The organism is Candidatus Goldiibacteriota bacterium HGW-Goldbacteria-1, from assembly GCA_002839855.1.
In the GTDB taxonomy this organism is placed as follows: Bacteria; Oederibacteriota; PGYV01; order PGYV01; family PGYV01; genus PGYV01.
Genome location: PGYV01000004.1, coordinates 404,867 through 429,695, shown reverse-complemented (window position 1 = coordinate 429,695; position 24,829 = coordinate 404,867). Strand labels below are relative to the sequence as shown.

The following is a 24,829-nucleotide window of genomic DNA, read 5'->3' as shown; positions in this document are numbered from 1 at the left end:
AAAGACAGTTTTTTTGCTGAAATGACAGAAGCAATATCACTTTATCTCCGGTGAAAGGCTGTTGGCTTATAAGATACAGCGGCAAAGCAGTGATAATACAACTTTTTCAAGTTTAAGTTGTCTAAATATTTAAGTTCTTAACATTAATGGGAGGGTTGTGAATGGACAATAATAACGATCAGGTAAAGCCCACAATTGTGGGCGCAAGGCCGCCTGAAGACATAAAATCAAATATCACAGCGCCGGGCGGGGTTCAGGTACTGCTTTACAAGGCAAAATCAGACCGTGAATTCAGAAAAGAACTGATACTAAAACGTTCTGCGTCCGCCATATTAGTGGGAATAGCGCTGGACGAGACTGAAGCTGACATGCTGGATTCAGTGCCGCTGCAGCAGTTAGAATGGATGATAGGCGCGATAAAGCTTCCGGATGAAAAACTAAAGATAATTAAAAATTGCACTGCAGCTGCTTTAATAGCGGCGGCGGGCTTAATACCGGCAATTGCGGCAGGCGGGTGTTCCAATAAAAGAAATATTACAGGGGCTGATGGCCTGCAGTTACAAATAACCAACACGCCGCAGGAAACTATGACTTCAACAGAAACTGACACGCCCATTATTCCAAGCGCGACATTTACCGGCACCGCGCAGCCGCCTTCGGCAACAAACACAGATACAAACACCCCGCAGGACACGGCAACCAATACTTATACGCATACGCCTTCATCAACTTATACAAATACAGGCTCAAGCACAAGTACACCGACTGTAACGCATATCAATACATTTACGCAGACAAATACAAAAACCGCCACGCATACATACACAAATACTTTTCTTCCCGGCACGCCCAGTTATACATATACAGCAACTTATACCTCGACCAGCACAAGTACCACGGCAGGCATTTTAAGCACGCCAACCCATACATATACAGGCACTAAGACAAATACATCAACGCCGACAATTACCCCGGGCGGCGATACCTTTACGCCTACTAATACTTCTACAAGTTCAAACACACCCACTAATACCCCGACGGCGACTTCAACTCCCACGGACGTTGTATTATTCCCGGACCCTGTCCTTCAGGCAAGGGTCAGGTCAGCCATTGGCAAACCAACGGGCACGATATACAGTACAGACCTTACAGGAATAACCTACCTGACTCTTTCCGATGCGACGATAACAAATATGTCTGGAATAGAATACCTGGTGAACCTGCAGAACTTATATATGACAAATGCCGCCATAGCGGATTACGGCTGGCTTACTGCGATGGCAAAACTTCAGTATATAAAAGGCAGCGGAAGCAATTTAAAGGACATGACTCTTTTAAGCGGCCTTACTTTGTTAAGAAAAATTGACATGTCAGGAAGCACCGGATTAACCGGTTTAACCTCGCTTAAAGACTGCCCGGCTCTTACTGAATTATATCTTTCAAACTGCGGGCTGACGGATATTTCTTTTGTGACGCAATTGATTAACCTTAATGTACTGGATCTGTACCTGAACCCGATTACTAATGTTCCGCCTTTGTCAGGGCTTACTTCCTTATATAACTTGAATCTTTCGCGGACAGGCATATCAGATATAAGCGGACTCTCCGGCCTGAATTTAAGCACACTGTCTTTATCCGGTAATAATATAACTGATATCAGCGCAATTGCCGGCATGACAGGAATGCTTACTATAAACCTGATTGATAACCCGAACTTAAGCGATGTCAGCGCGTTATCGGGCATGGAACTTATATACTTTATATATCTTTCCAATACAAAAGTATCAGATACCATGGTGTTTAGTAACTGCACAAGACTAAGGAAACTGATGCTTGTTAACACACAGGTAACAGAAATTCCCGGCCTTGTGGCAATCGCTAATAAACATGGTTTTTATTCCGGGGCTGAAGTTGATCTTACAGGGTGCGCGCTGTCTGATCAGGCAAAATACGGCGATATACCGTATATAAAATCCATCTCTTCTGTGGAAATTAATTACTGATGGCAGACTTTACCCTTGTAAACCTGAATATGCTTTACCTGCGTTTCCGCGCGTTTGTGGAAAAAGAATGTCACACGCCGCTTGGCTGCATGTATCTGATATCAGCCCTGGAAAAAAAAGGAATCAGCGTGGATTTCCGCGACTATCAGCTGTATAACGGGGACGAACCGTTTGATAAGGATAATTTTTTGTCTTTCCTTGAAGGCAGCGCGGATATAATAGGGTTTTCATGCATGGCAAATCTTCTGCCTTTTACAGTCCTGATGATGAAAGCAGTCAAAGAAAAATGGCCGCAAAAAATCCTGATACTGGGCGGGGTCGGGCCAAAAGCCGTGGAAATGAAATTAATGGAAAGGTTCCCGTGGATAGACATCATCGGCAAAGGTGAAGGCGAGAACTATGTGCCTGAGCTGATAGAAAAAGTATTAAAAAAACAAAGTCTGCGTGATGTGCCGGCAGTACTATACAGGCATGACGGCAGGATAAACGAAAACAAAAGGCCGCAGCGAATCAGTGACCTGGACAGTATCGGGCTTCCCGCGTTTGGGCGCGTGGACCTTACAAAGTATCAGGGGTATAATATACTTACTTCACGGGGCTGCCCGTATAAATGCACTTTTTGTTCGGTCGCGCCGGTCTGGGATCACATTGCATATTTCAGAAAAAATGAAAGCATAATTAAAGAAATAGAAACCCTGCATGACAAAACCGGGCAGGAGCTTTTTTTATTTCAGGATGAGTTCTTTTTGTCGGGCAAACAGCGCGCCATGGATTTTTGCGAAACATTAAAAAAACGGGGCAGCCGCCTTAAATGGAAAGCTTTTGGAAGGATAAATCTTGTTGATACAGAGCTTATGCGCGCCATGTCAGACGCAGGGTGCATAGAACTGCGTTTTGGGGTGGAATCCGGGTCTGAACAGATATTAAAAAGGGTAAAAAAGGAATTTGCGCCGCAGCAGGTGATAGAGGTAATATCCGAGTCCGCGCGGATATTTCAAAGGACAGACGCTTTTTATATATGGGGCTTTCCGTTTGAAACTATGCAGGATTTTTACGCATCGCTTTTTCAGATGGTGTCATTCAGGGGCATGGGCGTAAGGATACTGCCGTCTTTGCTTACCTATCTTCCACAGACGCAGATGTATGACGATTATAAAGACAGCGGTAAATTCGAATTCTTCCCCGGGCTTATCCCTGAATACATGTTAACAGGGCATGAACTGTGCAGGTATCCTGAAGTGACAATAGAAGACAAATACAGTTATATATTTGAATTAATAAGGCAGCACCCGGATATTTTTACGGGTTTTTATCTTATAGACGTACAGTCAAACATAATGCCAAAACTGGACATACTTAAAAAGTACGGGTTTTATCCCGATATGGAGCAAAGCGCGGAATCATGCGGGGCGCATTCCGCCAAACTTCCTGCGGGCACGATAACTTCACCCGGCTCGCCAAACAGGTGCGTTTAAATGACAGAACTGGATATTAGAATAAAAAGCCTGATAGATTCGTGCCGTGACGCCGTGCTTATAACAACAGATTCATCAGGCCTTGCCGTGCCAAGGGTAATGAATAAAGTGCAGGATAATGAAAGAAGCGGAGGGGTGTTCTGGTTTGCAACCATGCACGATTCGCAGAAAGTAAAAAGGATAAATAATAATAACAGGGTAAGCATAATGTTCTATGACGCAAAAACAGAAGACTGCGCCAATGTTTACGGCACGGCGCTTATATTAACAGATACAGAGACAAAAGAAAGGTTCTGGAACGACAGCTGGAAGGAATATTTTCCGGGAGGGGCAACAGACCCCATGTATTGCCTGATAAAAGTAACCCCGGATAAAGGGGATTTTTTCTTTAATCAGGAGAATAAAAGAGGAATTATCAGTTATTTTGCGGGGAAATAACTTTATCTGACGCAAGAAAAAATAATTAAGGCGGGAAAATAATGGAGATCAAAGAAAAATCAAGAATTCACGGAGCTGCCGCCATTGTACTTTTTATCGGGGCTTTCCTGTCGGGCGGGTATGCGGTGTTTGTGGATTCAATATTATTTGGTTCTATATACGCCGCGGTTATTGTTATATTTTTTACCGTCATACCTGCAGTTTATTGCTCTAAATGCCCGTGCAGGGATAAGTGCATGCACGTGATACTTGGGCCCATCTCAAAACTGCTGGTATCAAAGCCGAACGAGTCCGCCTACACAGTGCCGGATATGGTTTTGACGCTTGCCGTGGCGGCAGCGGCGGTTATAACGCCGCAGCCATGGCTTATAAAAAACATTCCGCTTTTGATTTTTTACTGGGCGGCCGTAACGATTGCAGCCGCGGAGATATTTCTTTTTGTGTGCAAAGGCTGCGGCAATAAAAAATGCCCCATGAAAAAGATATCAGGGCGTAAATAATAAAAAAACTGTTTTCCTGCTTTAATTAACAGAAGCAATATCGCTCCATCTACTGGGGATAGGCTGCTGCGGTGATAAATCAGGATAAAATTATTATCATTTTCTGGTTGCTTGTCCGTATCCGTTTCTCCTGGTGCGGGAAAAGAAAGTTTGATTTTTAGTATGTGTTTTGCTATATTTAATCAAAGGGTTGTAAAAGGAGATTATTAATGAAAGATATAAGTTATGTGGCCTGGAAAGAAGGAAAATATTATGTAGCTCAGTGCCTTAATGTGGATGTTTCTTCATTTGGAAAGACAATGGAAGAAGCGTCAAAAAATATTAAGGAAGCCGTAGAGTTGTATCTTGAAACAAAAGGTTCAAAACTTCCTGCAGTTGATAACATCTATCTGGGCAAAGAAAAAATACATGTCTAAGTTGTTTTCCTCCAAAGAAATAGCATCTGTCTTGTCTCTGCTGGGTTTTACGCATATATCACAAAAAGGTTCGCACGGGAAATTTAAAAATTCTGCAGGTAAAACCGTCATTCTTCCCATGCCGAAGAAAGAAATCCCCGAAGGAACGCTTAGAAGTATCTTAAGGCAGGCCGGGATTGATAAAGACGAATTTAAAAAACTTCTGGGAAACTAACATAACCTTATATTTGTCCGCTATACAAAAAACATTCAATATAAAACCACCGGCATCGCGCCATTTACCGCGAGGGTATATGGCAGGCTTACATTTTTGGTAATAAAATATTTGATTTTTGGGGCATGCCGTCGGATAATGATACAATAAATAAAGCCGCCGCGAAAGGGGCGCGGATACAGGGAGGATATATGGATGATATTATGCAGATGCAGTATCAGCAGAAAAACGCGGTATTAATACCGGGGTTTGGGCGACATGCAATAATATTCAACAAAGACAATCTTGTATACAAAGAAAAAACCTACTATTACTCTAACCTGACATCCGTCTTTTATCACTCTGAAAAAATGTCTGTAAACTTTATCCCTGTTTTATATTCCTTTTATGCGGGATTGCGTTTTGGAAAAGAAAAGATTGATTTTACATTTACCACGCCGTTTTATATTGGCGCTAAAAAAAAGGAAGCTGTGTTTTTTAAACTTGTCACCCTGCTTGGTGAATATATCATGCCTTTATTAATTTCAAATAGTATAAAAGATATATTTGAAAACGGGAAAAGCGTGTCTGTCGGCAATATTATATTTACAAAAGACGGGTATTCAAAGAAAAAGTTATTTGGCGGAACAGATTCGGTTTTGTGGAGCGAACAGGTTTACCTGCCGGTGCCGCACGAGGGTTATATATATGTGTACAAGGATAAAAAGGGCAAAGCAAAGGTATTTAAGATGTTAAGAATGAATACACCCAACGCCGTGCTTCTGCCGGAGCTGGTACAGCGTGCGTATAACAGGTTTCATAATATAGGGGGATGAGGAAATAGAGTAGTTATGTTTAAGTGCTAAAACATAACTAAGAAAATTCATAGTTACCGGTAAAAAATCATTTTTAACTCACGACCGTCTGTCTGTCCCTGTTTATTCAGTTCGCCAGCCAGTTTTTCGCTTCTTCCACGCTGCTGAATACTTTGGCCTTATCAGACACGCCTGTAAAAAGAAGGAACCCTTTTAACAGAACCGATTTAAGCGGGGATATGCCTACGTACGCGTCCTTATATACCAGGTACGCGTTTTTTTTGCCAAGCGCTTTTGCCTTTTCCATAAAGTCCGGCGTTGCGGCTGTGTTTTCCACGTTCAAAAGGTGCCGCACTTTTTCTTTGCTTTCGTTGAATTTTTTATCAATTTCATCAAGTATTAAGACAACTTCTTCTATATCCCTGATATTGCTCATGTCTGAAACCAGTATCTTTTTACCCCTGTGTTCTGTCCACTGTACGCGCATTATGTCCGCCTCCTTTATTGCTTTATGGGCATATGATACAGAATTATGGGGCTAAAATCAATGCCGATGGATAAACTCCTGCCTGTTGCCGTTTTCCCTTTTTAATGCGGTTGATTTAATATTTATATTTGTTATTATAAGTGGTAATAAATTAAAGTTTTAAATGCTTTTTTTATTGCCGCCGGGGGGCGTTTTTTAATACATTATAAGGGGAAATATAATGCGTAAATTTATTTTAACTTTAATCTGTATTTTATGGGTATCAACGGCGTTCACTGCCGGGCAGATGACAATTGGCATGGGTTTAAACGGGGTTTCTGACTGGACAACAGAGTGGCCGTTTGTGGACATAATGAAAATATCGCGCGAGTGGTTTACTTTTAACGCGGACGGTTCGGACGGCTGGGACACGGGTTATGGCGCGTCAATTCCTTTGGATTCCAATTTATATCCCTCTCAGGTGCCTTTTGATCCCGACGGCGCGGGGCCGGCTATACCTCAGGCTGTGCGTACAGTTTGGGCCATTGCGCACCTGCCCACAGGAAACTACACATTTATATGTGAAGGCACGGGAGTGGTCAGTTTTAACGGCATGATGAGCGGTTCATTTACCGTAAACGGAGGCGGCACATTTACCGTTAACGTTGCAGGCGACGGAAACGCGTGGATGGATATAACACAGTCGCAGGCCGGCGATAATCTGCGCAATATGCGCCTTATAATGCCGGGCTATGAATCTGTTTATCAGGCAGAAAAATTTCATCCCGAATTCACATCCAGGATATCCATGTTTAGGGCGTTAAGATTTATGGATTGGGGCGCGACAAATGATTCAACTCTTGCCAATTGGGCTGACAGGCCGCATACCGGGGATTATTCATATACACGCAGGGGCGTCCCGTATGAAGTGATGATAGAATTGGCCAATAACCTTAACATTCCGCCGTGGATATGCGTGCCGCACATGGCAACGGATGATTATATAACCCAATTGGCGCGGCTTATCAGGGATAACTTAAATTCAAACTTAAGGGTATATCTGGAATATTCAAATGAAACATGGAACTGGCAGTTTGGCCAGACAAACTATTGCGAAGACCAGGGAGAACTTCTTGGGCTTCCGAATTTTTTCGGATACAGGTGGGCTTATCACTGCAAGAGGGCGTGCGATATATGGCGCATCTTTACGCAGGAATTTGGAAGCGATACGCGTTTTGTAAAAGTGCTTGCATCGCAGGCAGGGTGGGGTTCAGGCACAGAGGCCGACCCGTATCCCATTCAATTTATGCTGGAAGACGCGATGACAAACCCGCTTATAAATCCCGACGGTTACAGCGCGGACGCGATAGCTATTGCGCCGTATTTTGCGCCGGTGGGAATGGGAAGCCTTACTGACACCGCGACCGTGGATCAGGTAATTACGCTGTGCCTTCAGGATATAGACGCTATGAACGCGCCGGGCGGAATGGTGTCAGGGCATAAAACCGTGGCTGATGAGCACGGAGTAGAGCTGGTGTGTTATGAAGGCGGGCAGCACATGGTGCGCAGCGAAAGCACGGCGCTTACCGACACCTTTATAGCTGTAAACAGGGATCCGCGTATTTACGGAGTTTACACGGATTATCTTGATAAGCTTGACGCGGCAGGCGTAGGGCTTTTCTGCCATTTTGTGGACTGCGGGGATTTCAGCCGGTGGGGAATGTGGGGAAGCATGGAATATCAGAATCAGCCGGTTGCTGACGCGCACAAGTACAGGGCCCTTGTTGACTGGAATAATATTTCGCTTTCACGCACGCCCACGGTAACACCGACAAATACGCCCGTGTTTAGCGCGACTGCCACCCCCACAATTACAATAACCTGCACGGTAACGGCAACCGCCAGCATAACCCCAACGCCTGAATATATTTATAATCCATCGCAGGAAATAAAAGCACAGCCGTCAAACTGCATTGCAGCCATGGGATGTAATAAAATATTGTTTACGGGCCTGCCGTTAAACGCAGAATTGTTTATTTATGACATAACAGGGGGCCTTGTTTTCAGTACAAATACAAATTCAAATGACGGCACATATCTGTGGGAAATAAATAAAAGCCGCAAGGCGGGACGAATAGCGGCCGGGATTTATATTTACGTGGCCGCTGACTCTGATGGCAGGTCAAGAAAGGGAAGGCTGGCAATAATACCATAGCAGAGGTAATTAAGGATGGTTTATCTTCCCGCGTTTGACGCTTCTAAATCCTGCCTGTATAATTACAATTACCGGTGCGCGCATAAAGCCGCGCCGGATATTTTAAAATCCGGGGGTTAGATATGAAAAAAACTTTATTTGCTGTTTTTATCTTATTTTTGGCAGGTGTATTACATGCAAAGATTGTCACAAAATCCGTTGATTACGAACAAGACGGCGTTGTTTTGGAAGGCTTTCTTGCGTATGACGACGCGGTGAAAGGAAAAGTGCCCGGAGTGCTGATAATTCACGAATGGAACGGGCTGCAGGACTACATGAAAAAAAGGGCTGTACAGACGGCGGGGCTTGGGTATGTTGCTTTCGCGGCTGACATATACGGCAAGGGTATAAGGCCGAAAAATAGGGAAGAGTCCGGTAAAGAAGCAGGCAAATACCGCGGCGACAGAAAACTTATGCGCGCGCGGGCAAACGCGGGCTTAAATGAACTTAAAAAATTTAAGTTTACGGATGCTGACAAACTTGCTGTTATGGGTTACTGCTTTGGCGGCACAGCGGCGCTTGAACTTGCGCGCAGCGGGGCTATGATAAAGGGCGCCGTGGCTTTTCACGGCAATACAGACACTCCTGATCCGCGGGACGCGAAAAACATAAAAGGCCGCGTGCTTATCCTGCACGGCGCAAAGGACAGGTCGGCTTCATGCGAAGCTATAGACGCTTTCCGCTCGGAAATGGACAATGCGGGAAAAGAGTGGGAGATGGTACTGTACAGCGGAGCTGTGCACGCTTTTACAAACCCGGACGCGGGTTCCAACACCTCAACCGGCGCTGCATATAATAAAAAAGCAGATGAAAAATCATGGGAGCAGATGAAAATGTTTTTTAAAGAGATATTCAGGTAAAGATAAGGAGAAGGTTGAGGATAAGGAATGGGGGTGGCGGGGTATTGTCATTGATTTTAGTATGCCGCGTGCTATAATAAATAAAACCAATTAAAGGACTGTTATTATGACTCAGGAACAGAAAGACATAATAAAAAAACTGTTATGGGATTACAATTTTACCGAAGAAGAATACATGGATATTTTAACCGGTAAAAAAGAACTTGGCAGTTTTAACAGAAAATGGGCGGTAAGGCGGGCCGTAGAAGGCCTGAATTATTATGAACTTATTGAACTGGTCGGTTTTAAAACAATAGTTGAAGTATGGCCTTCTATAAGAGAAACCTTCCGTATAAAAAGCATAAGAGACGGTATTGACTATGCCCTACGAAAATACACTGTATCCGCTTCAAGATAAAGTCCTGTCGCTTATAGACAGCCTTGGTACACCTTTCTATTTAACGGGCGGTACCGCCTTAAGCCGTTTTCATTTTAAACACCGATATTCTGACGACCTTGATTTCTTTGTTAATGATGATTTGAAATTTCAGGATTACGTCAATCTGATAATAAAGGCACTTGCCGGAAAAGAAATGAAATGTATTGTGGAAAAAAAATATGAATCATTCTGCAGGCTGACGGTACAGGACATTTTAAAAGTGGATTTTGTGAATGATGTACCTGCCTATTATGGCACGGTTGAACTAAGGGCATCCGGCCCGTATTCAAAGATAGATAATCCGATGAATATTCTTGCCAATAAGATAACGGCGTTTTCCGACAGGGATGAACCGAAGGATATATCGGATATATGGGTAATTTCTAAAAATCTGCCTGTGGACTGGAAGGAAATTTTTACTGCGGCGGACAGTAAGGCTGCAGGGTTAAATCCGCCGCTTATCGCGAAAAAAATGGAAGAGTATGATACTGCCGGGCTTGACAGAATAAAGTGGGTTAAAAGGCCTTCTGATGAAGAGTTCAGGGAGGATATGAAAAAGGTTGTTGGCGGGATATTAAAAATAATATAATTATTTGAAAAAGTGCCGGAGTCTTGTTTGTGATTTAGCAGGGCAAAGAAAAGGATAAGGAACAGGAAATAGAAAGATGGGGGTAAACGGCTTTTGGGGAATAAATTCAATTAATCAAAAAACCAATTGTAATTACCATCTTATTTTTATATTATGTTTTAAAACTAATGCAGGAGGTTATTATGAAAAATAACAGGGCTTTGATGTATGTTGTAAGCGTTTTAACAGTTACGTTTTTATATTCAATCACATTCTTTTTTATTCCGCTTAAAGAAATGGGGGAGATATGCGTTTTAAATGTGCCGGGGCCGCAGGGTAATCAAATCTGCGCCGTGAACTTTTCCCTGATATTTCTTGCCGTGTATATGTTAATACCCCTTATAGTCACTTTAATTCTGCAGAAAATTGTTTATAAAGAGCCTTTAAAAGAGATAGGCTTTAAATTTAAATGGAGCCCGTGGTATCTTTTTGCCCTGTTTGCGCCTATAGCAATATCGTTCTTAGCCTCCGCGTCCGCGCTTATTTTTCCGGGAATATCATTTTCCCCTGACATGAGCGGCATGATTGACCGGTATAAAGATATGCTTTCGCCGGAGCAGGTTGAAGCAATGCGGCAGCAGCTGGCAAGCGCGGGGCCTTCGGTTTTAATTATGAGCATTGTGCAGATGATAGTTGCGGCAGTGATCATTAATGCTGTTTTTGCCCTTGGCGAAGAAGCAGGGTGGAGGGGCTTTTTTCTTAAGAACTTATCAGGGCTGTCTTTTTATAAAAAGTCCGCGCTTATAGGCGCGGTGTGGGGTTTCTGGCACCTGCCCGTTATCATACAGGGTTATAATTACCCGCAGCACCCGATAGCAGGCGTCTTTATGATGATAATTTTCTGCGTGCTGTATTCTCCCATCTTTACATATACGGTGGAAAAGACAGGCTCTGTTTTTTCCGCGGCTGTTCTTCACGGCGCAATTAACGCTTCTGCGGGCGCCGCGGTTATGTACATAAAAGGCGGGGATGATTTAACGGCGGGTGTAATGGCCGCTTCCGGATTTATTGTGCTTATATTAGTGAATGTAATAATTTATTTTTATGATAAAATAATCAGCAAAGAAAAAATAATCACTAAGGCGTGAAATAAAAATCATTCAGGAGGAAGAAAATGAAAAAAGTTTTATTCTGTGTTATTGCAATACTTGTTTTAGCTTTAAGTGTATTCGCGGAAGAACCCGTTGCAGCAGCTGCGGCTGTTCAGCCGGAAGCAGCAGCAACAGCTGTACCGCCGCAGGGCTGGTTAAAGCCGGTTGTTACAGGGGCGGTAAATTTCTCGCAGGCGGGTTTTGATAACTGGGCGGCAGGCGGAGAAAACAACTGGGCATGGACAGCGTCTTTGCTTGCGGGTGAAAATTACGACATGGAAAAATGGCTTTGGGAAAACACGTTAAAATTGAAATACGGAATGATAGATACAGAAACAGCTGACCCCAAAAAATCAGACGATGAAATAAGGCTTGATTCCATGCTGCGCTACAGGCTTGGGATAAAGCTTGACCCTTTTGTGGCTTTTATGGCACAGACACAGATGATAGCGGGATATGTATACTCTCCGGAAAAAATAGAAGTGTCCGCGTTTATGGATCCGGGTTATCTTAAAGAGAGCCTTGGTTTTGTTTATTCTCCTATTGATAATTTAAGTTTAAGAATCGGCGCGGCCATTAAGCACACAGTGACGGATAAATACGCCCTTTTATACGCGGGCGGCACCAATAAATTTAAGACAGAACCGGGAGCTGAAGCCGTACTTGATTACATGGTAAAGTTTGCGGATAATATAATTTATGTGACAAAGGCCGAAGCTTTTACGGATTTTAAGGCTTCTGACAGGACAGACCTTGCATGGGATAATACTTTGACATTTAAGTTTAACGAATACTTCAATATGGGCTTAAATTTCATGATGAAGTATGACAAGGACGTATCCACAAAGAGGCAGATAAAAGAGTCGCTTACTGCCGGAATTACTTATAACTTTATTTAAAAACGCGGGACGCGCGGGAGCGCGTCCCCTACGAAAACAGAAAATTTTATTATATAGGCTATAAAAACAAAAAGCCCGGTGGCAAAACCACCGGGCTTTTTTTATTAATAACGTTATTTTTTAGTTACTTTTTCTTCTTTAAACATAAATTTTGCAACCAGAAAAACAACCCAGGCAATTATCAGAAAGTTAATTGTAGAGCTAAGCAAAGCTCCCCAGCCTATGTTGAACTTCCATATGCTAAGCGTGGCTTTTTCCCAGTCTCCGCCCGGGATAAGAACCCCAACCAGAGGCATTATAAGATTGTCCACAAGCGACTTTACAAGTTCAGTTGCCGCGCCGCCCATTATAAAACCAACCGCAAGTCCAATTACCTTGTATTCTTTTAGAAAATCCTTAAATTCGTTGATAAGGCTTAACTTTACCTTCTTTTCAGCTTCTTTTTCTTTGGTTACATCCTGTTCCGCCACTTGACTCCTCCTTATATATATGTGAATTGTCCCGCTTTGTGATTATAGTAATACCATAAAACAGGGATAAAATAAAGTTTTTAAAATTAACAGCCGGCGGTTGATCCCGGGGCAAATGCACCTGCCATATAGGGGGCAGGTTGTGTTTTTGTCAGTCAATATTGACTTTCCCGCCAGATATGGTATTTTATTAATATCAATTTTAGTCCTTATAAAAATCCCGGTAAATAAGGTGCAAGGAGGTATTGTTATGGCGGAAGAAAAAGAAGAAATAAAGCAGGATGTTAAGGAAGAAACACAGGAACCTTCCCTGGAACAGCAGGAAGCGGAACTTGAAAAGAAGATTGAAGAGGATAAAAAGCTTCTGGCAGAGACCACTGACAAATATCTGCGCGCCCTTGCGGAACTTGATAATTTCCGCAAAAGGGTGGCAAAAGATAAGGAAGATTTTGTAAAATTCGCGAAAGCCGACATAGTAAGGGACTTTCTGCCTGTAATTGACAACCTTGAAAGGGCGATTGTGTCAGCCAAGGAAGTTAAAGAGGCAAAACCGTTAAGGCAGGGCGTAGAAATGGTGTTAAAGCAGTTTGTGGAAATATTTAAAAAGCAGGGAGTTGTGGAAATTGAATGCAAGGGCGTATTTAACCCGGACTTTCACCACGTTGTCCATAAAGAACCTGTGGAAGGAAAAGAAGACGGGGAAATAACCGAAGTGTTTCAGAAAGGGTATATGTTTGAGGATAAAGTAATGAGGCCTGCGATGGTTAAAATAGCGGAAAAAAAATAAGAGCGGGGAAGACTGATGCCACACAAAGATTTATATGAAGTGCTTGGAGTTTCCAAAAATGCCACTGCTGATGAAATAAAATCCGCGTTTAGAAACATGGCCAAAAAGCACCACCCTGACGCGCATCAGGGAGATAATGAAAAAAAACAGGCAGAGGAAAAATTTAAGGAATTGGGCAATGCCTATGCCGTTTTAAGCGACCCGGATAAGCGCAAGAAATATGACACATATGGATTTGACGGCTTAAAAGGAAATCAGGGCGCGGGACAGTACGGCGGGTTTGAAGATATCTTCACCAATATGGGCGGAATGGGAGATGTCTTCGGCGATATGTTCGGCGACATTTTCGGTTTTGAATCAGGCCGGCGCGGCGGGCGCGGCAGGTCAAGGCGCGCTGACGGCGAAGACCTTCAGGTAAATACCACAATGACATTTGAAGAGGCGGCTTTCGGCAAGAAAGCGTCGTTTGACATAAACAGGATGGAAGTCTGCGAAACCTGCAGGGGAGAAGGCATTAAACCCGGCACTTCAAAAAAGACATGTTCCACGTGCGGCGGGCAGGGAAAAGTAAGGCAGTCATCCGGATTTTTTTCCATGGTCACCACGTGCCCCAAATGCGGCGGCGAAGGCGAAATAGCGGAAGCGCTGTGCCCGGACTGCAGCGGCAAAAGGCTTAAGCAGAAAAAGAAAACCATAGAAGTAAATATACCGGCAGGGGTTGCCACGGGGTCGTACCTTAAACTTTCCGGCGAAGGGCATAAAGGGCTGTTTGGCGGAATACCCGGAGATTTGTTTGTGGCGGTAAAAGTGGAAACGCATGAAATATATAAAAGGCAGGATAACGACGTAATACTTGACCTTCCGGTGACAATAACACAGGCGGTATTGGGCGACCAGATTGTAATTCCCACCTTATATGGCAAAAAAGAGATAAAGATTCCTGAAGGAACTCAAACCGGCGATACTATAAATATTAAAGGCGGCGGTTTTCAGTCTTTGTCAGGCAGGGCAAAAGGCGATATGCACGTGGTAATAAGGGTGGAAATCCCCAGGAACCTTAATTCAAAGTTGAAAGACGCCTTTAAAAATGTTAAATTGATGGACAAGGAAGAATTCTATAACGACGTTAAGCAGTATTCAAAAGCTTCAAAAAAACACCTTGAAAAACAGTAAAGGAGGAATAAATGGGAGCGGAAGAGAAATTTGATGTCATAGTGGTAGGCGGAGGGCCTGCCGGCCTTACGGCCGCTTATGTAATGGCTAAAGCGGGGCTGCAGGTTGTGGTTTTAGAGCGCGGCGATTACTGCGGTTCCAAAAATATGTTCGGCGGAATGTTTTTTACAAACGTGTTAAGGGAGCTTATTCCGGACTTTGAAAAAGACGCCCCGTTGGAAAGGGTTGTCACCAGAAGGCGCTGGTCGCTTTTAACCCCGGACGGTGAAATAGGCGGCGGTTTTAAATTCTCAAAGTTCGCGCAGCAGCCGCATAATAACAGCTATACGGTTTTAAGGGCCAAATTTGACAAGTGGTTCTCCGAGAAAACCGAAGAAGCCGGCGCCATGATTCTTACCGGATGCGTGGTGGACGGATTTTTAAGGGATGAAAAAGGAAAAATTAACGGGGTTAAAGCCAGGATGGATGACGGCGATATTTATGCCGACTGTGTTATCCTTGCCGACGGCGTAAATTCCCTTCTTGCAAAGCAGCTTGAAATGCACAAGGAACTTGCCCCTGAATGCACCATTGTGGGCATCAAAGAAGTAATTGAATTTCCGGAAGAAAAAATAATGGACCGCTTTGGCTTAAATGAAGGCGAAGGCGTGGCGTATGAATACTTTGGATACGCCGCAAAGGGCGCCATTGGGTCGGGTTTTATCTATACAAACAAAAATACCATATCAGTGGGCGTGGGCGGCACAATTAAATCGCTTATGGAACACAAAATAAACCCCAATGACCTGCTGGAATGGTTTAAAAGCCACCCCGCAATTAAGCCGCTTGTAAACGGCGGGGAGCAGAGGGAATACGCCGCGCATTTAATTCCTGACGGCGGCTACAACAAACTTTCAAAACTTTATAAAGATAATGTGCTGGTAGTGGGCGATGCTGCGGGTTTTGTAAACGCGTCGCTTTTCCACGAAGGCACAAACCTTGCGATGATGTCCGGAAAACTTGCGGGAGAGACCGTGATAAAGGCAAAAGAGGCAAATGATTTCAGCGAAGCCATGACGGCAAGGTATGAACACCGTTTAAGGGAAAGTTTTGTGATGAAAGATATGAAAAAATTCCGCCATCTGGCGCACGTACTTGACACCACTCCGCAGCTGTTTGAAAAGTATCCCGTGATAATGGAAGAATTTGTGCGTGATATGTTCACTGTGGACGGCGAATCCAAAAACGCCAAACAGATGCGCCTTGTAATGAGGCTGTTAAGGAAAGAAAACCCCATCAGCTTCGCATTAACAGGCCTTAAGGGCAGGAGGGTAATAATATGAGCAAATTTACGTCAATGGAAGACAAGCTGGGGCTTGATAAATTCACCCTGTTTCATCAGACACACCTTAAAATAAAAGACGGGTTTAAAACAGGCGAAGCGGCAAAGAAGCTTGTTAATGACAAACTTTTTATCTGTCCGGCAAAGGTTTATACCTTAAATGAAAAGGACGAAGTGGTGGTTTCTTTTGAAAACTGCCTTGAATGCGGCACGTGCAGGGTGGCTGCGCCGGAAGCTGTGGAATGGGAACATCCGCAGGGCGGCCACGGTATTGTATACAGGCTTGGATAAAAAATAATAACAGATAACAGGGCGCCGGAAACGGCGCCTTTGTTTTTTACGGGTAAATCGGCGTCTAACTTAAAGGCGGTTAAAATGGCAAAAAAAGAAAAAACTAAAGAGTGTGTACTGGTATTTGACGTGGGAAACAGCAATATTACCGCCGGGATATTTTCCGGGGACAGTTTAATGTTCAGTTTCCGCCTGCGCACAAATATTAATTTCACGCAGGACCAGTATTATACCCAGGTTAAACAGCTTCTGGAAATAAACAACACATTCGTGCCTGATATTAAAGGCGCCATTGTGGGAAGCGTTGTGCCTGTTATTACCGAGAGTTTTACGGGCATGATAAAAAAGTATTTTAAGCTTAACCCTGTGATAATAGAAAAAAGGACCCGGTTAAACATTGTAAATAAGTATAAGAATAAAAACGAAGTGGGCGATGACAGGCTTGCCAACGCGGCTTATGCGTATCATATCAATAAGGGAAAGAATAATATAATAATTGACCTGGGCACTTCAATTAATTTTGACGTGGTGGATAAAAAAGGTAATTTTCTTGGCGGCGCTATAATGCCGGGCATTAATATGTCGCTTCACGCGCTGTTTGCGCGCACGGCTAAACTTCCGCAGATAAAACTTAAATATGCCAGCCTGGGGATAGGCAAAACAACAGAAGATTCCATTGCAAGCGGGGTCTTAAACAGCATAATCGGCGGGATAAACGAAACCGTAAAGATGATAAAAAAAGATTTAAAAACAGACAGTGTCTGCCTTATATTTACAGGCGGAGAGGTAAACCCGCTTGTGATAAAAAGGCTTAATGAAAAGTGTCTGTTAAAAGACGGCGATTTTACCCTTAAAGGTTTTAAGCTGATTTATGATTTAAATATGCGCAAAAATTAGCGCAGTTTTTATATATTTATATTTAAATTATTGTTTTTTATATAATAAATCTGACGTAAATAGTTATAGTTATTTACGTGCATAAACAGTATTTTAAGGCAAAACCCTGACAATCTTACAAAAAACCTGCTTGACTGTGCATAAAGTATTTGATATAAAGGTATTGGCCAGGGTTGAGTTACTCGTTAGCTCGTAAAACCCCTCTATGTCCCTGGCCTTAAAAAATCCCTGAAAAATACAATATTCAAAAAGTGTTTCTATTTTGTATGTGATATAATAATTATCGTAAAAAGCAAATAAATTTATTGGGGGCAAGATGAAAAGGGCAGTAATAACGGGCATAATCTATCTTTTTATGTATTTTAATATATGCGCGCTTGATATACCTTTTTTTTATGAACCGGCATCCGGCGCGGCCATGTCCGGCGCCGCTGCAGCCGGTGCTGATGACGAAACCGCGCTGTATTACAATCCTGCCGGAATGGTTTACGTTAAAAAAAGTACCATATCAATTGACGGCAAAATAATGAATTATGATTTTAACGGGGATACAGCCAAAGAAAACTATTTTAATTCCGGGGTATCGGCAGGCGCGGCATTTAAAGGGTTTGGGTTCAGGGCGGTTTTTACGCAGGCGGGCGACAAGTTAACCGTGGACGCTGATGGAAACGGTTATCTGGAAGACACCCTGCTTTTAACCGGAGGGTTTGGATATGACTTAGGGGTGATAAAAGCAGGCGCGGCTTTTAATATAATTGCGCTGTCCGGTATTGCAGAAGGCGTTTCATTTGACGCCGGCATGGTGTTTGAAATAAACGAAAGGGTAAGGGCCGGAGTTGCGGTAAAAAACCTTGTGAACTCATCTTTTATATATACGCTTGATGATTACTCCATACTGTCAAAATGCATGATGCCTGTATTTGTAAATCTTGGCATAAACTTCAGGCCGGTTGATTTTATAAGTTTTAATTTTGATATTGATAATATCTTCGAAGCGCGCTCCCGCGTGGAATTGTTATCCGGTGTTCCTGCCGAGTACATTTTTAAAAGGCAGTTTAAACTTGGGATTCAGGGTAATGTTGGGGATAATTTCATCGTAAAAGCCGGGGTCAAGTCCGGTGAAAACAAAAACAACTCTAATCCGTTTGAAAACGAATATGCGGTCAGGACGTCTGTCTCCGCAGGCGTGGGTTATGTAAACGATATCCTAAAAGTGGAAATTGTATATTTTAATGATTTCAGGGTGGTAAACGGCACAAAAAATCCGGGCGGATTTATGCTGGGCTCCGGGTGGTATTTTTAGATTAATATTTTGTACTTGTAGGGGACGTGCTCCTGCGCGTCCCGTGGTTTAGGATTGTTTTTAATTTAGGAGATCAAATGCTGTAAAAGCCGGACAGCGTGAATGCCTTGGCAACGCCCGCATTCATGAGCTGTCCCTACGAAGACAAAAATAAATAGAGAAGGATAATAATGAAAAAAATAAAAAAATACCTCCCATTTGTCACGCTTGCTCTGGCGGCGATACTTTTTATTATGTATAAAGCGGGGGCAAATCCTTACGCTTTTGGGGCGGTCCTTTTTATATTCGTGATATTTCAGATTGTGATAAATGTTAAACGTATGTCTGAAATAAACGCAGGCAGGGAAAGCGATTTAAAATTTGAAAGGGCGGCAAAGGTTCTGGGAATTATCGCGGGGTTAATAATATATATTTTTACTGTTTTTGTCCTTGTGCTATTAGGTTTGCTTATGGCCGCTTCCGCGTCAGGCGATGAAGAGCTTATCTGGAAGGTTTATGGAATAATATCGGCATTACAAAATACAAAGTATTATATAACAGGAACTCTTTTTATAATTTACCTTGCGCGGTATTTTGTGCTTTTTGCGGGGCAAAGGGGGCTGGATGGCACGCAGAAAGCCGATAAAGGCGCGTGGATAAAAGCGGAAAAAAGGCGCTCGCTTATATATGCAATGATAATACTTTTGGCTATGGCAGGGCTTTCTTATTTAAAAACCGGTATTTAATATTAAAACTGCAGCTCGGCATTTAAACTTGAGGGACGGATGCACAGAGGGACAGAGGGACAGAGGGACAGAGGGACAGAGGGACGGAGGGACAGAGGGACGGAGGGACAGAGGGACGGAGGGACGGAGGGACGGAGGGACGGAGGGACAGAGGGACGGAGGGACAGAGGGACGGAGGGACAGAGGGACGGAGGGACAGAGGGACGGAAGAAAATCTCTGGTAGTAGTTAACCTGCGAAGCGGAAATTTCTGAGCTTGCGCGAATTTTGAGCGTAAGTGACAGGGGATAGTTGGTTTGGATTAGTTTCTATTTATGGGATATGGGATAAACGTTTATGGGCTAGATGTTTTTGCCTTGGTAGACGCGGGTCTTCAGCCCGCGGTAGTTATATTTGATTTGTATCTCTTCAGTATTGGTAGCCGCGTCCCTTTAGGGCGCGCGCTCTTAACGTTTATCCTTCCGGCATTAATATTTTTAACTGCCGCGCCTTAAAAGGCGCGCCTACCAGAACAAAACCAATCCCAAAACAAGATCTCGCGGGCTAAAGACACGCGGCTACCAAACCTAAACCACTTCAGATGCAATATGTATTAAAACAGGGGTTATGTGTGTTTTTCCAGAAGTGCCGCGCAAACTGAGGAATAAAAAAAGTTGTTTAAGCTATAGGCAATTAAGCATAAGCGAAGTCTAAGTTGTGTTTCTCGGTTACGCTATAGCTTAATTGCTTATCTGCGTACTGCTTAAATTCCCGGGAGGGAATTACAATTAATCCACTTTCAGGATGGCAAGGAAGGCTTCCTGCGGGATTTCCACGGAGCCAATCTGTTTCATCCTTTTCTTTCCTTCTTTCTGTTTTTCAAGCAGCTTTCTTTTTCTTGAAATGTCGCCGCCGTAGCACTTGGCAAGGACGTCTTTTCTAAGGGCTGCTATGGTCTCCCTGGCTATTATCTGCGCGCCTATGGCGCCCTGTATGGGAACGGGAAACTGCTGGCGCGGAATCGCGTCCTTTAATTTTTCCGTCAGGTCACGCGCTTTTGCGTACGCAAAGTCCGCGTGGGTGATAAAAGAGAGTGAATCCACAACTTCGTGGTTAACTAAAATATCCACGCGCTTTAAATCCGCCGGGCGGTAGTCAAGAAGTTCATAATCCATTGACGCGTAGCCGCGTGACATGGATTTTAATTTGTCATAAAAATCCCATATTATTTCCGCAAGGGGCATTTCATAATGCAGTATCGCCCTTGTAGTGGATATGTATTCGGTGGTCTTATAAATGCCGCGTTTTGACTGGCACAACTGCATTAAAGAACCAAGGTAATCCGGCGGGGTTATAAGCGACAGTTTCACATAAGGTTCTTCTATTCTTTCTATTCTGCCAAAATCAGGAAGTTCTGACGGCGCGTCGCACACAAGCATCTCTTTTGCGGTGGTGTAAACATGGTATTCCACGTTAGGCGCGGTGGCAATAAGGTTAAGGTTGTATTCGCGTTCAAGCCTTTCCTGAACTATTTCCATGTGCAGCAGCCCCAAAAAGCCGCAGCGGTAGCCAAAGCCAAGGGCTTCGGAAGATTCAGGCAGAAAAGTAAGGGAAGAATCGTTAAGCTGAAGTTTTAAAAGCGCTTCTTTCAATTCCGCGTACTGGTCGTTTAAAACAGGGAACAATCCGCAGAATACCATAGGCTTTACTTCCTGATATCCGGGAAGCGCTTCACTGCATGGTTTATATGCGTCTGTTATTGTGTCTCCTATTTTTATATCCTTTAAGCTTTTAATACCCGCGGTAATAAAGCCGGTATTACCCGCTGTAAGCTCGTCTGTTTCCACCATGCCGGGGCGGAAAATGCCAAGGGTGGTAACGTCCCAGTTTGTGCCGCTGGCCATCATTGTGATTCGCATCCCTTTTTTTATGGAACCGTCGTAAAGCCTTATGAAAATTATAACGCCTTTGTAATAATCAAACTGCGCGTCCATTACAAGCGCTTTTAAAGGCGCGTTAACGTCGCCGGCGGGCGGCTTGATTCTGTCCACTACCGCGTCAAGGATTTCAGTGATACCTATGCCGTCTTTGGCGCTTGCTTTTATGCATTCTTCAGAAGGAATGGCAAGCAGCTCTTCAAGTTCCATCATAACTTTTTCCGGGTCAGCAGCGGGCATATCAATTTTATTTATAACCGGTATTAAAGTAAGGTTGTGGCGTACCGCAATGTGGGTGTTGGCCATTGTCTGCGCTTCCACGCCCTGTGACGCGTCCACTACCAAAAGCGCGCCTTCAGAAGCAATAAGCGACCTTGACACTTCGTATGTAAAATCAACGTGGCCGGGGGTATCCACAAGGTTTAAGGTATAGTCCTGCCCGTTTTTTACATAATGAATCTGAACGGCTTTGGCTTTGATTGTTATACCGCGTTCGCGTTCCAGTTCCATACTGTCCAGATACTGCGCTTTCATATTTCTTTTTTCAACAGTATGGGTTTCTTCCAGCAGGCGGTCAGCAAGCGTGGATTTGCCGTGGTCTATGTGGGCAATAATGCTGAAATTTCTGATAAATTTCATGTAATCATTTGTCATTTTTTTCTACCTTCACGTATTTATATTCAAAGTAACGTTTTTGCGTCTGCTTATCGCCGTATTGTATCATAAAGGCAATCATTTGCATGTTATGCTTGCGCCGGTCTATCTGCGCGGCCTGCATATTAATGTTAAAAGTCCTTATCTCGCCCGGTGCAAGGTAAAAAGTCTGGTCTATCGCGTCGCTCATTGCAAGGTTGGCAAGTTTCATGGGTTTCATGACGTAATTGCCGCCAATTTTTGAAGTGTTTTTAATATTTATTTCCATTGTAAACGGTGTGTTAAGTTTTACTTCGTCGGGTGCGTCCCAGGTTACAGTAAAAGGGAAGTAACCCTGTTTTTTTCTTAAATAAGTAAAAGAAGCGGCGCCTGTGATGCCCCATTCCAAAGAAGAATATGGCCCGCTTGTACTTAAAAAGGCGCGCGTTAAATCGTGCCAGAAAAGGCCAAGGCTTGGGTTAACCCCTATAAGCCTGTCCACTAAAAGCTGCTGCCTTAAAAAATGTTCGTCAGGGCCGGATGGGTCATAAGTTTTGCCAAGCAGATTCCAGTCCACGCACTGTCCGGCCACAAGGGATGTTTTGCCCCTGCTTAAATAATTGCGCCAGTCAGTTATCATCATTGGGTAAGTGAGTTTATCAATTGAATAGTACATTGCGGCGGTCATGTCAATACCCGCGTCTATAAACATTAAAGGGTCCTGGCCGTGCTGCCTGCCCTGTTCCCATGTAAGGGTAAACGCCCACATGGGTTTTGTAACCCCGGCTTTTTCGCGGATGTAGATTATTATCTGTGACATTTTATGGGCGCGCCACCACTGCCACATTTCTATTACCGGCCTGTTTTTTTCTTTTTCAATTTTTCTTCCAAGCCAAAGCATGCGGTCTTCTTCGGAAAGCGAATACCAGCCATAAGGCACTCCGCGCACGGGCATGTCACTTACAAATTCAGACGCGTATTCATAACCGCCAAAGTCTGTCCTTACGTAGTCAAGCCCCACGTAATCCACGTTGGGATTGCTGTTCATCTTTTTAAGAAGGGCCGCGATATCATCGTGCCTTTTTTTGTCTTTTATGGAAACATAAATTAAATTTCTCAGTGTATCGTTTTCTTTGTCATAACCGGTTGTGTGCGCGTATGGCGACAAATCCTGCCTGTTGCCTAAAAGCACAAAACTTGTTATCCATGTGCCGTATTTTATATTATGCCTGTGCAGTTCTTCGCCCACTTCGCCCATCTGGCGGACAGATTTCTGGTCCCATGGGAATTCCTCGCTGTTAACCGCGTTTGGTTTGTTCCATATCTGGCTCTGACCCACGCAGTGCCACATTGCGTCGGCTCCCATAAACTTTGACCACAGCACGTAATTTTCCCATACCTTTACGGCTTTTCCGCCCACTCCCGGAACGCGGCGTATAATGCTGTCGCCGGGTTCTATGTTCATTACGGAAAAACCTTTGGGCAGTTCAGGCGCTGTGCGGCCTTTAATTTTAAATGCCGCATTGCCGGCGTATTTTTTTGAACCGTCTTTTAAAAGTACTATTGCCCTATATTCGCCAAGTTTTGGGTTAAAAGGAATGGGCCATTTTCCGGTAAACTGTTTTGTGCTTCTGTTGTATGAAAGGTTAATTGTTGTGGTTTTTCCCACAGTGGTAACAAGGGCGTTATTGTGAAAAATTTTCGCGGTGCATTCCATATTTCTGAAAGAAGGCTGTTCTTTCTTTTTAAATGAAGGAAGAATAGCGGCGGCAGGCGCTTCAAATTCACAAATTACGGTCACTATTTCATAGCGCCAGTATTCCGGCTTGTCAGTGGAAATTTTTATATTTGCCGCGTGTATGCTTGAAAAAAAAGCGAATAGCGGTATAATTAACAGCAAGCGGTTTTTCATAAACATCCTTTTAGTATAGTTTGGTACCGTCTTTCAAAAGAGAATTATATATAGATATAATGGCAAGGTCAAGCATAAAAGGGAGATTATAATAATGAAGAAAGAAAAACAGCTGTTTGTGTGCGAATTGTTTGAAGATTTGGAAGGCGAAGGCAGGTTTCAGGGCTATCCCACGTTTTTTATAAGGTTATCAGAGTGCAATCTGCGCTGCAACTGGTGCGATACAAAGGAAAGCTATGCCAAGGGCAAGCCGTATGGCATTACGAAACTGGCAAAAATGGCGTCTGAAAGCGATTGCTGCAACATAAGCATAACAGGGGGAGAGCCGCTGCTGCAGAAAAGCGGTGTAAAGGTATTAATAAAAGCGCTGCGGAAAAAATGCCCCGGTAAAAAAATAACGGTGGAAACCAACGGGTCTATTTCTGTAGCGGGGCTTAATGCCGATAACGTAAGCATGGATATAAAACTTTTATCATCCGGTGTCAGCGAAAAGATGATGCTGTCTAATTTAAAAGTGTTAAAGCCCAAAGACCAGGTAAAACTTGTGGCAGGGTCGCTTGCGGATTTAAGGTACGCGCAGGCGGTTTTAAAAAAGCACCGGACAAAGGCAGAAATAATAGTACAGCCGGTTTTTGGAAGGATAAAGTTTTCCGCGATAAGGGAGTTTATCCTTCGGCGCGGTTTAAAATGGCGCGCGATGGTGCAGCTGCATAAGATGAAGTGAAGCGGCAGCTGGGCGGCTAGGCAGCTTGGCAGCTTGGTTTAGATCTGGTAGGCGCGTCCCTTTAGGGCGCGGTTGTTGATTTTGTTTTAGTAGTGGTAGATGCGGGTCTTTAGCCCGCGCATATTATAGGTTCTGCGCGGTGTTATCCCGCGGCAGTTGTAGTAAGTATTTAATTGTAGAGCCGCAATATATTGCGGCTCGCTTTAACCAGGTCTTAACCGA

Annotated in this window: 27 protein-coding genes; 23 read left to right on the top strand and 4 right to left on the bottom strand. The window is 43.7% G+C overall.

The genetic code is table 11. The annotated features are described in order from the left end of the window. Positions 1 to 161: 161 nt before the first annotated feature. From CVV21_05750 to CVV21_05720, 7 genes are all read left to right on the top strand, one after another. On the top strand, positions 162 to 2,003 hold the full coding sequence (locus CVV21_05750) for a hypothetical protein (protein PKL92256.1): 1,842 nt from the start codon (positions 162 to 164) through the stop codon (positions 2,001 to 2,003). Next, positions 2,003 to 3,478 carry a hypothetical protein gene (locus CVV21_05745; protein ID PKL92255.1) on the top strand — a complete coding sequence of 492 codons (1,476 nt, stop codon included), beginning with the start codon at positions 2,003 to 2,005 and terminating at the stop codon, positions 3,476 to 3,478. Before CVV21_05750 ends, CVV21_05745 begins: the two co-directional genes overlap by 1 nt. Further along, entirely contained in the window at positions 3,479 to 3,916 is a 438-nt protein-coding gene (locus CVV21_05740; GenBank protein ID PKL92254.1) for a hypothetical protein, read from the top strand. It abuts the gene before it with no gap. A 41-nt stretch (positions 3,917 to 3,957) separates the two neighbouring features. After that, the gene (locus tag CVV21_05735; protein ID PKL92253.1) at positions 3,958 to 4,416 is read left to right on the top strand and encodes a hypothetical protein; all 459 of its coding nucleotides are present in this window, start codon (positions 3,958 to 3,960) and stop codon (positions 4,414 to 4,416) included. Positions 4,417 to 4,625: 209 nt separating this feature from the next. Beyond that, on the top strand, positions 4,626 to 4,832 hold the full coding sequence (locus CVV21_05730) for a HicB family protein (GenBank protein PKL92252.1): 207 nt from the start codon (positions 4,626 to 4,628) through the stop codon (positions 4,830 to 4,832). Further along, on the top strand, positions 4,825 to 5,046 hold the full coding sequence (locus CVV21_05725; GenBank protein PKL92251.1) for a type II toxin-antitoxin system HicA family toxin: 222 nt from the start codon (positions 4,825 to 4,827) through the stop codon (positions 5,044 to 5,046). The genes CVV21_05730 and CVV21_05725 overlap by 8 nt, the downstream gene beginning before the upstream one ends. Positions 5,047 to 5,171: 125 nt before the next feature. Then, on the top strand, positions 5,172 to 5,861 hold the full coding sequence (locus CVV21_05720; protein ID PKL92250.1) for a hypothetical protein: 690 nt from the start codon (positions 5,172 to 5,174) through the stop codon (positions 5,859 to 5,861). Between the two features lie 106 nt (positions 5,862 to 5,967). Here the strand turns inward: CVV21_05720 and CVV21_05715 are convergent, their stop codons facing one another. Then, the gene (locus CVV21_05715) at positions 5,968 to 6,327 is read right to left on the bottom strand and encodes a hypothetical protein (protein ID PKL92249.1); all 360 of its coding nucleotides are present in this window, start codon (positions 6,325 to 6,327) and stop codon (positions 5,968 to 5,970) included. Between the two features lie 220 nt (positions 6,328 to 6,547). Here CVV21_05715 and CVV21_05710 point away from each other — a divergent pair, with 220 nt between their 5' ends. From CVV21_05710 to CVV21_05685, 6 genes are all read left to right on the top strand, one after another. Next, the gene (locus CVV21_05710; GenBank protein ID PKL92248.1) at positions 6,548 to 8,521 is read left to right on the top strand and encodes a hypothetical protein; all 1,974 of its coding nucleotides are present in this window, start codon (positions 6,548 to 6,550) and stop codon (positions 8,519 to 8,521) included. A gap of 122 nt (positions 8,522 to 8,643) precedes the next feature. Beyond that, complete coding sequence (locus tag CVV21_05705; protein PKL92247.1) at positions 8,644 to 9,420, top strand: dienelactone hydrolase; 777 nt, start codon at positions 8,644 to 8,646, stop codon at positions 9,418 to 9,420. 106 nt (positions 9,421 to 9,526) lie between these two features. Further along, positions 9,527 to 9,817 (top strand): hypothetical protein, encoded by a 291-nt coding sequence (locus CVV21_05700; GenBank protein ID PKL92246.1) that lies wholly within the window; start codon positions 9,527 to 9,529, stop codon positions 9,815 to 9,817. Beyond that, the gene (locus CVV21_05695; protein ID PKL92245.1) at positions 9,780 to 10,427 is read left to right on the top strand and encodes a hypothetical protein; all 648 of its coding nucleotides are present in this window, start codon (positions 9,780 to 9,782) and stop codon (positions 10,425 to 10,427) included. The genes CVV21_05700 and CVV21_05695 overlap by 38 nt, the downstream gene beginning before the upstream one ends. Positions 10,428 to 10,594: 167 nt before the next feature. After that, positions 10,595 to 11,554, top strand: a complete 960-nt coding sequence (locus CVV21_05690) for a CPBP family intramembrane metalloprotease domain-containing protein (protein PKL92244.1) — start codon at positions 10,595 to 10,597, stop codon at positions 11,552 to 11,554. A 26-nt stretch (positions 11,555 to 11,580) separates the two neighbouring features. After that, positions 11,581 to 12,456, top strand: a complete 876-nt coding sequence (locus CVV21_05685) for a hypothetical protein (GenBank protein ID PKL92243.1) — start codon at positions 11,581 to 11,583, stop codon at positions 12,454 to 12,456. 113 nt (positions 12,457 to 12,569) lie between these two features. Here the strand turns inward: CVV21_05685 and CVV21_05680 are convergent, their stop codons facing one another. Then, positions 12,570 to 12,926: a large conductance mechanosensitive channel protein MscL gene (locus CVV21_05680; GenBank protein PKL92242.1), complete on the bottom strand. Its 357-nt coding sequence runs from the start codon at positions 12,924 to 12,926 to the stop codon at positions 12,570 to 12,572. 115 nt (positions 12,927 to 13,041) lie between these two features. Between CVV21_05680 and grpE the strand changes: the two genes are divergently transcribed. The 9 genes from grpE to CVV21_05635 all read left to right on the top strand — a co-directional run bounded on the left by grpE (position 13,042) and on the right by CVV21_05635 (position 19,916). Then, entirely contained in the window at positions 13,042 to 13,713 is a 672-nt protein-coding gene (gene grpE / locus CVV21_05675) for a nucleotide exchange factor GrpE (GenBank protein PKL92241.1), read from the top strand. Between the two features lie 15 nt (positions 13,714 to 13,728). Beyond that, a complete protein-coding gene (dnaJ, locus tag CVV21_05670; GenBank protein PKL92240.1) occupies positions 13,729 to 14,886 on the top strand; it encodes a molecular chaperone DnaJ in 1,158 nt (385 codons plus the stop codon). Positions 14,887 to 14,897: 11 nt separating this feature from the next. Further along, positions 14,898 to 16,208 carry an FAD-dependent oxidoreductase gene (locus CVV21_05665; protein PKL92239.1) on the top strand — a complete coding sequence of 437 codons (1,311 nt, stop codon included), beginning with the start codon at positions 14,898 to 14,900 and terminating at the stop codon, positions 16,206 to 16,208. Next, the gene (locus tag CVV21_05660) at positions 16,205 to 16,498 is read left to right on the top strand and encodes a hypothetical protein (protein PKL92238.1); all 294 of its coding nucleotides are present in this window, start codon (positions 16,205 to 16,207) and stop codon (positions 16,496 to 16,498) included. Before CVV21_05665 ends, CVV21_05660 begins: the two co-directional genes overlap by 4 nt. Positions 16,499 to 16,582: 84 nt before the next feature. Further along, positions 16,583 to 17,395 carry a hypothetical protein gene (locus tag CVV21_05655; protein PKL92237.1) on the top strand — a complete coding sequence of 271 codons (813 nt, stop codon included), beginning with the start codon at positions 16,583 to 16,585 and terminating at the stop codon, positions 17,393 to 17,395. Positions 17,396 to 17,711: 316 nt separating this feature from the next. Further along, a complete protein-coding gene (locus CVV21_05650; GenBank protein ID PKL92236.1) occupies positions 17,712 to 18,698 on the top strand; it encodes a hypothetical protein in 987 nt (328 codons plus the stop codon). Positions 18,699 to 18,868: 170 nt separating this feature from the next. Beyond that, positions 18,869 to 19,423, top strand: coding sequence for a hypothetical protein (locus tag CVV21_05645; GenBank protein ID PKL92235.1), 555 nt, complete (start codon positions 18,869 to 18,871; stop codon positions 19,421 to 19,423). A gap of 39 nt (positions 19,424 to 19,462) precedes the next feature. Beyond that, the gene (locus CVV21_05640) at positions 19,463 to 19,654 is read left to right on the top strand and encodes a hypothetical protein (GenBank protein ID PKL92234.1); all 192 of its coding nucleotides are present in this window, start codon (positions 19,463 to 19,465) and stop codon (positions 19,652 to 19,654) included. 82 nt (positions 19,655 to 19,736) lie between these two features. Then, positions 19,737 to 19,916, top strand: coding sequence for a hypothetical protein (locus tag CVV21_05635; GenBank protein ID PKL92233.1), 180 nt, complete (start codon positions 19,737 to 19,739; stop codon positions 19,914 to 19,916). A gap of 273 nt (positions 19,917 to 20,189) precedes the next feature. Here the strand turns inward: CVV21_05635 and CVV21_05630 are convergent, their stop codons facing one another. After that, a complete protein-coding gene (locus CVV21_05630; GenBank protein PKL92232.1) occupies positions 20,190 to 21,992 on the bottom strand; it encodes an elongation factor 4 in 1,803 nt (600 codons plus the stop codon). Then, positions 21,982 to 23,883: a hypothetical protein gene (locus tag CVV21_05625; GenBank protein ID PKL92231.1), complete on the bottom strand. Its 1,902-nt coding sequence runs from the start codon at positions 23,881 to 23,883 to the stop codon at positions 21,982 to 21,984. Before CVV21_05625 ends, CVV21_05630 begins: the two co-directional genes overlap by 11 nt. 94 nt (positions 23,884 to 23,977) lie before the next feature. Between CVV21_05625 and CVV21_05620 the strand changes: the two genes are divergently transcribed. Continuing rightward, positions 23,978 to 24,607 (top strand): 7-carboxy-7-deazaguanine synthase QueE, encoded by a 630-nt coding sequence (locus CVV21_05620; GenBank protein ID PKL92230.1) that lies wholly within the window; start codon positions 23,978 to 23,980, stop codon positions 24,605 to 24,607. Positions 24,608 to 24,829 lie beyond the last annotated feature (222 nt).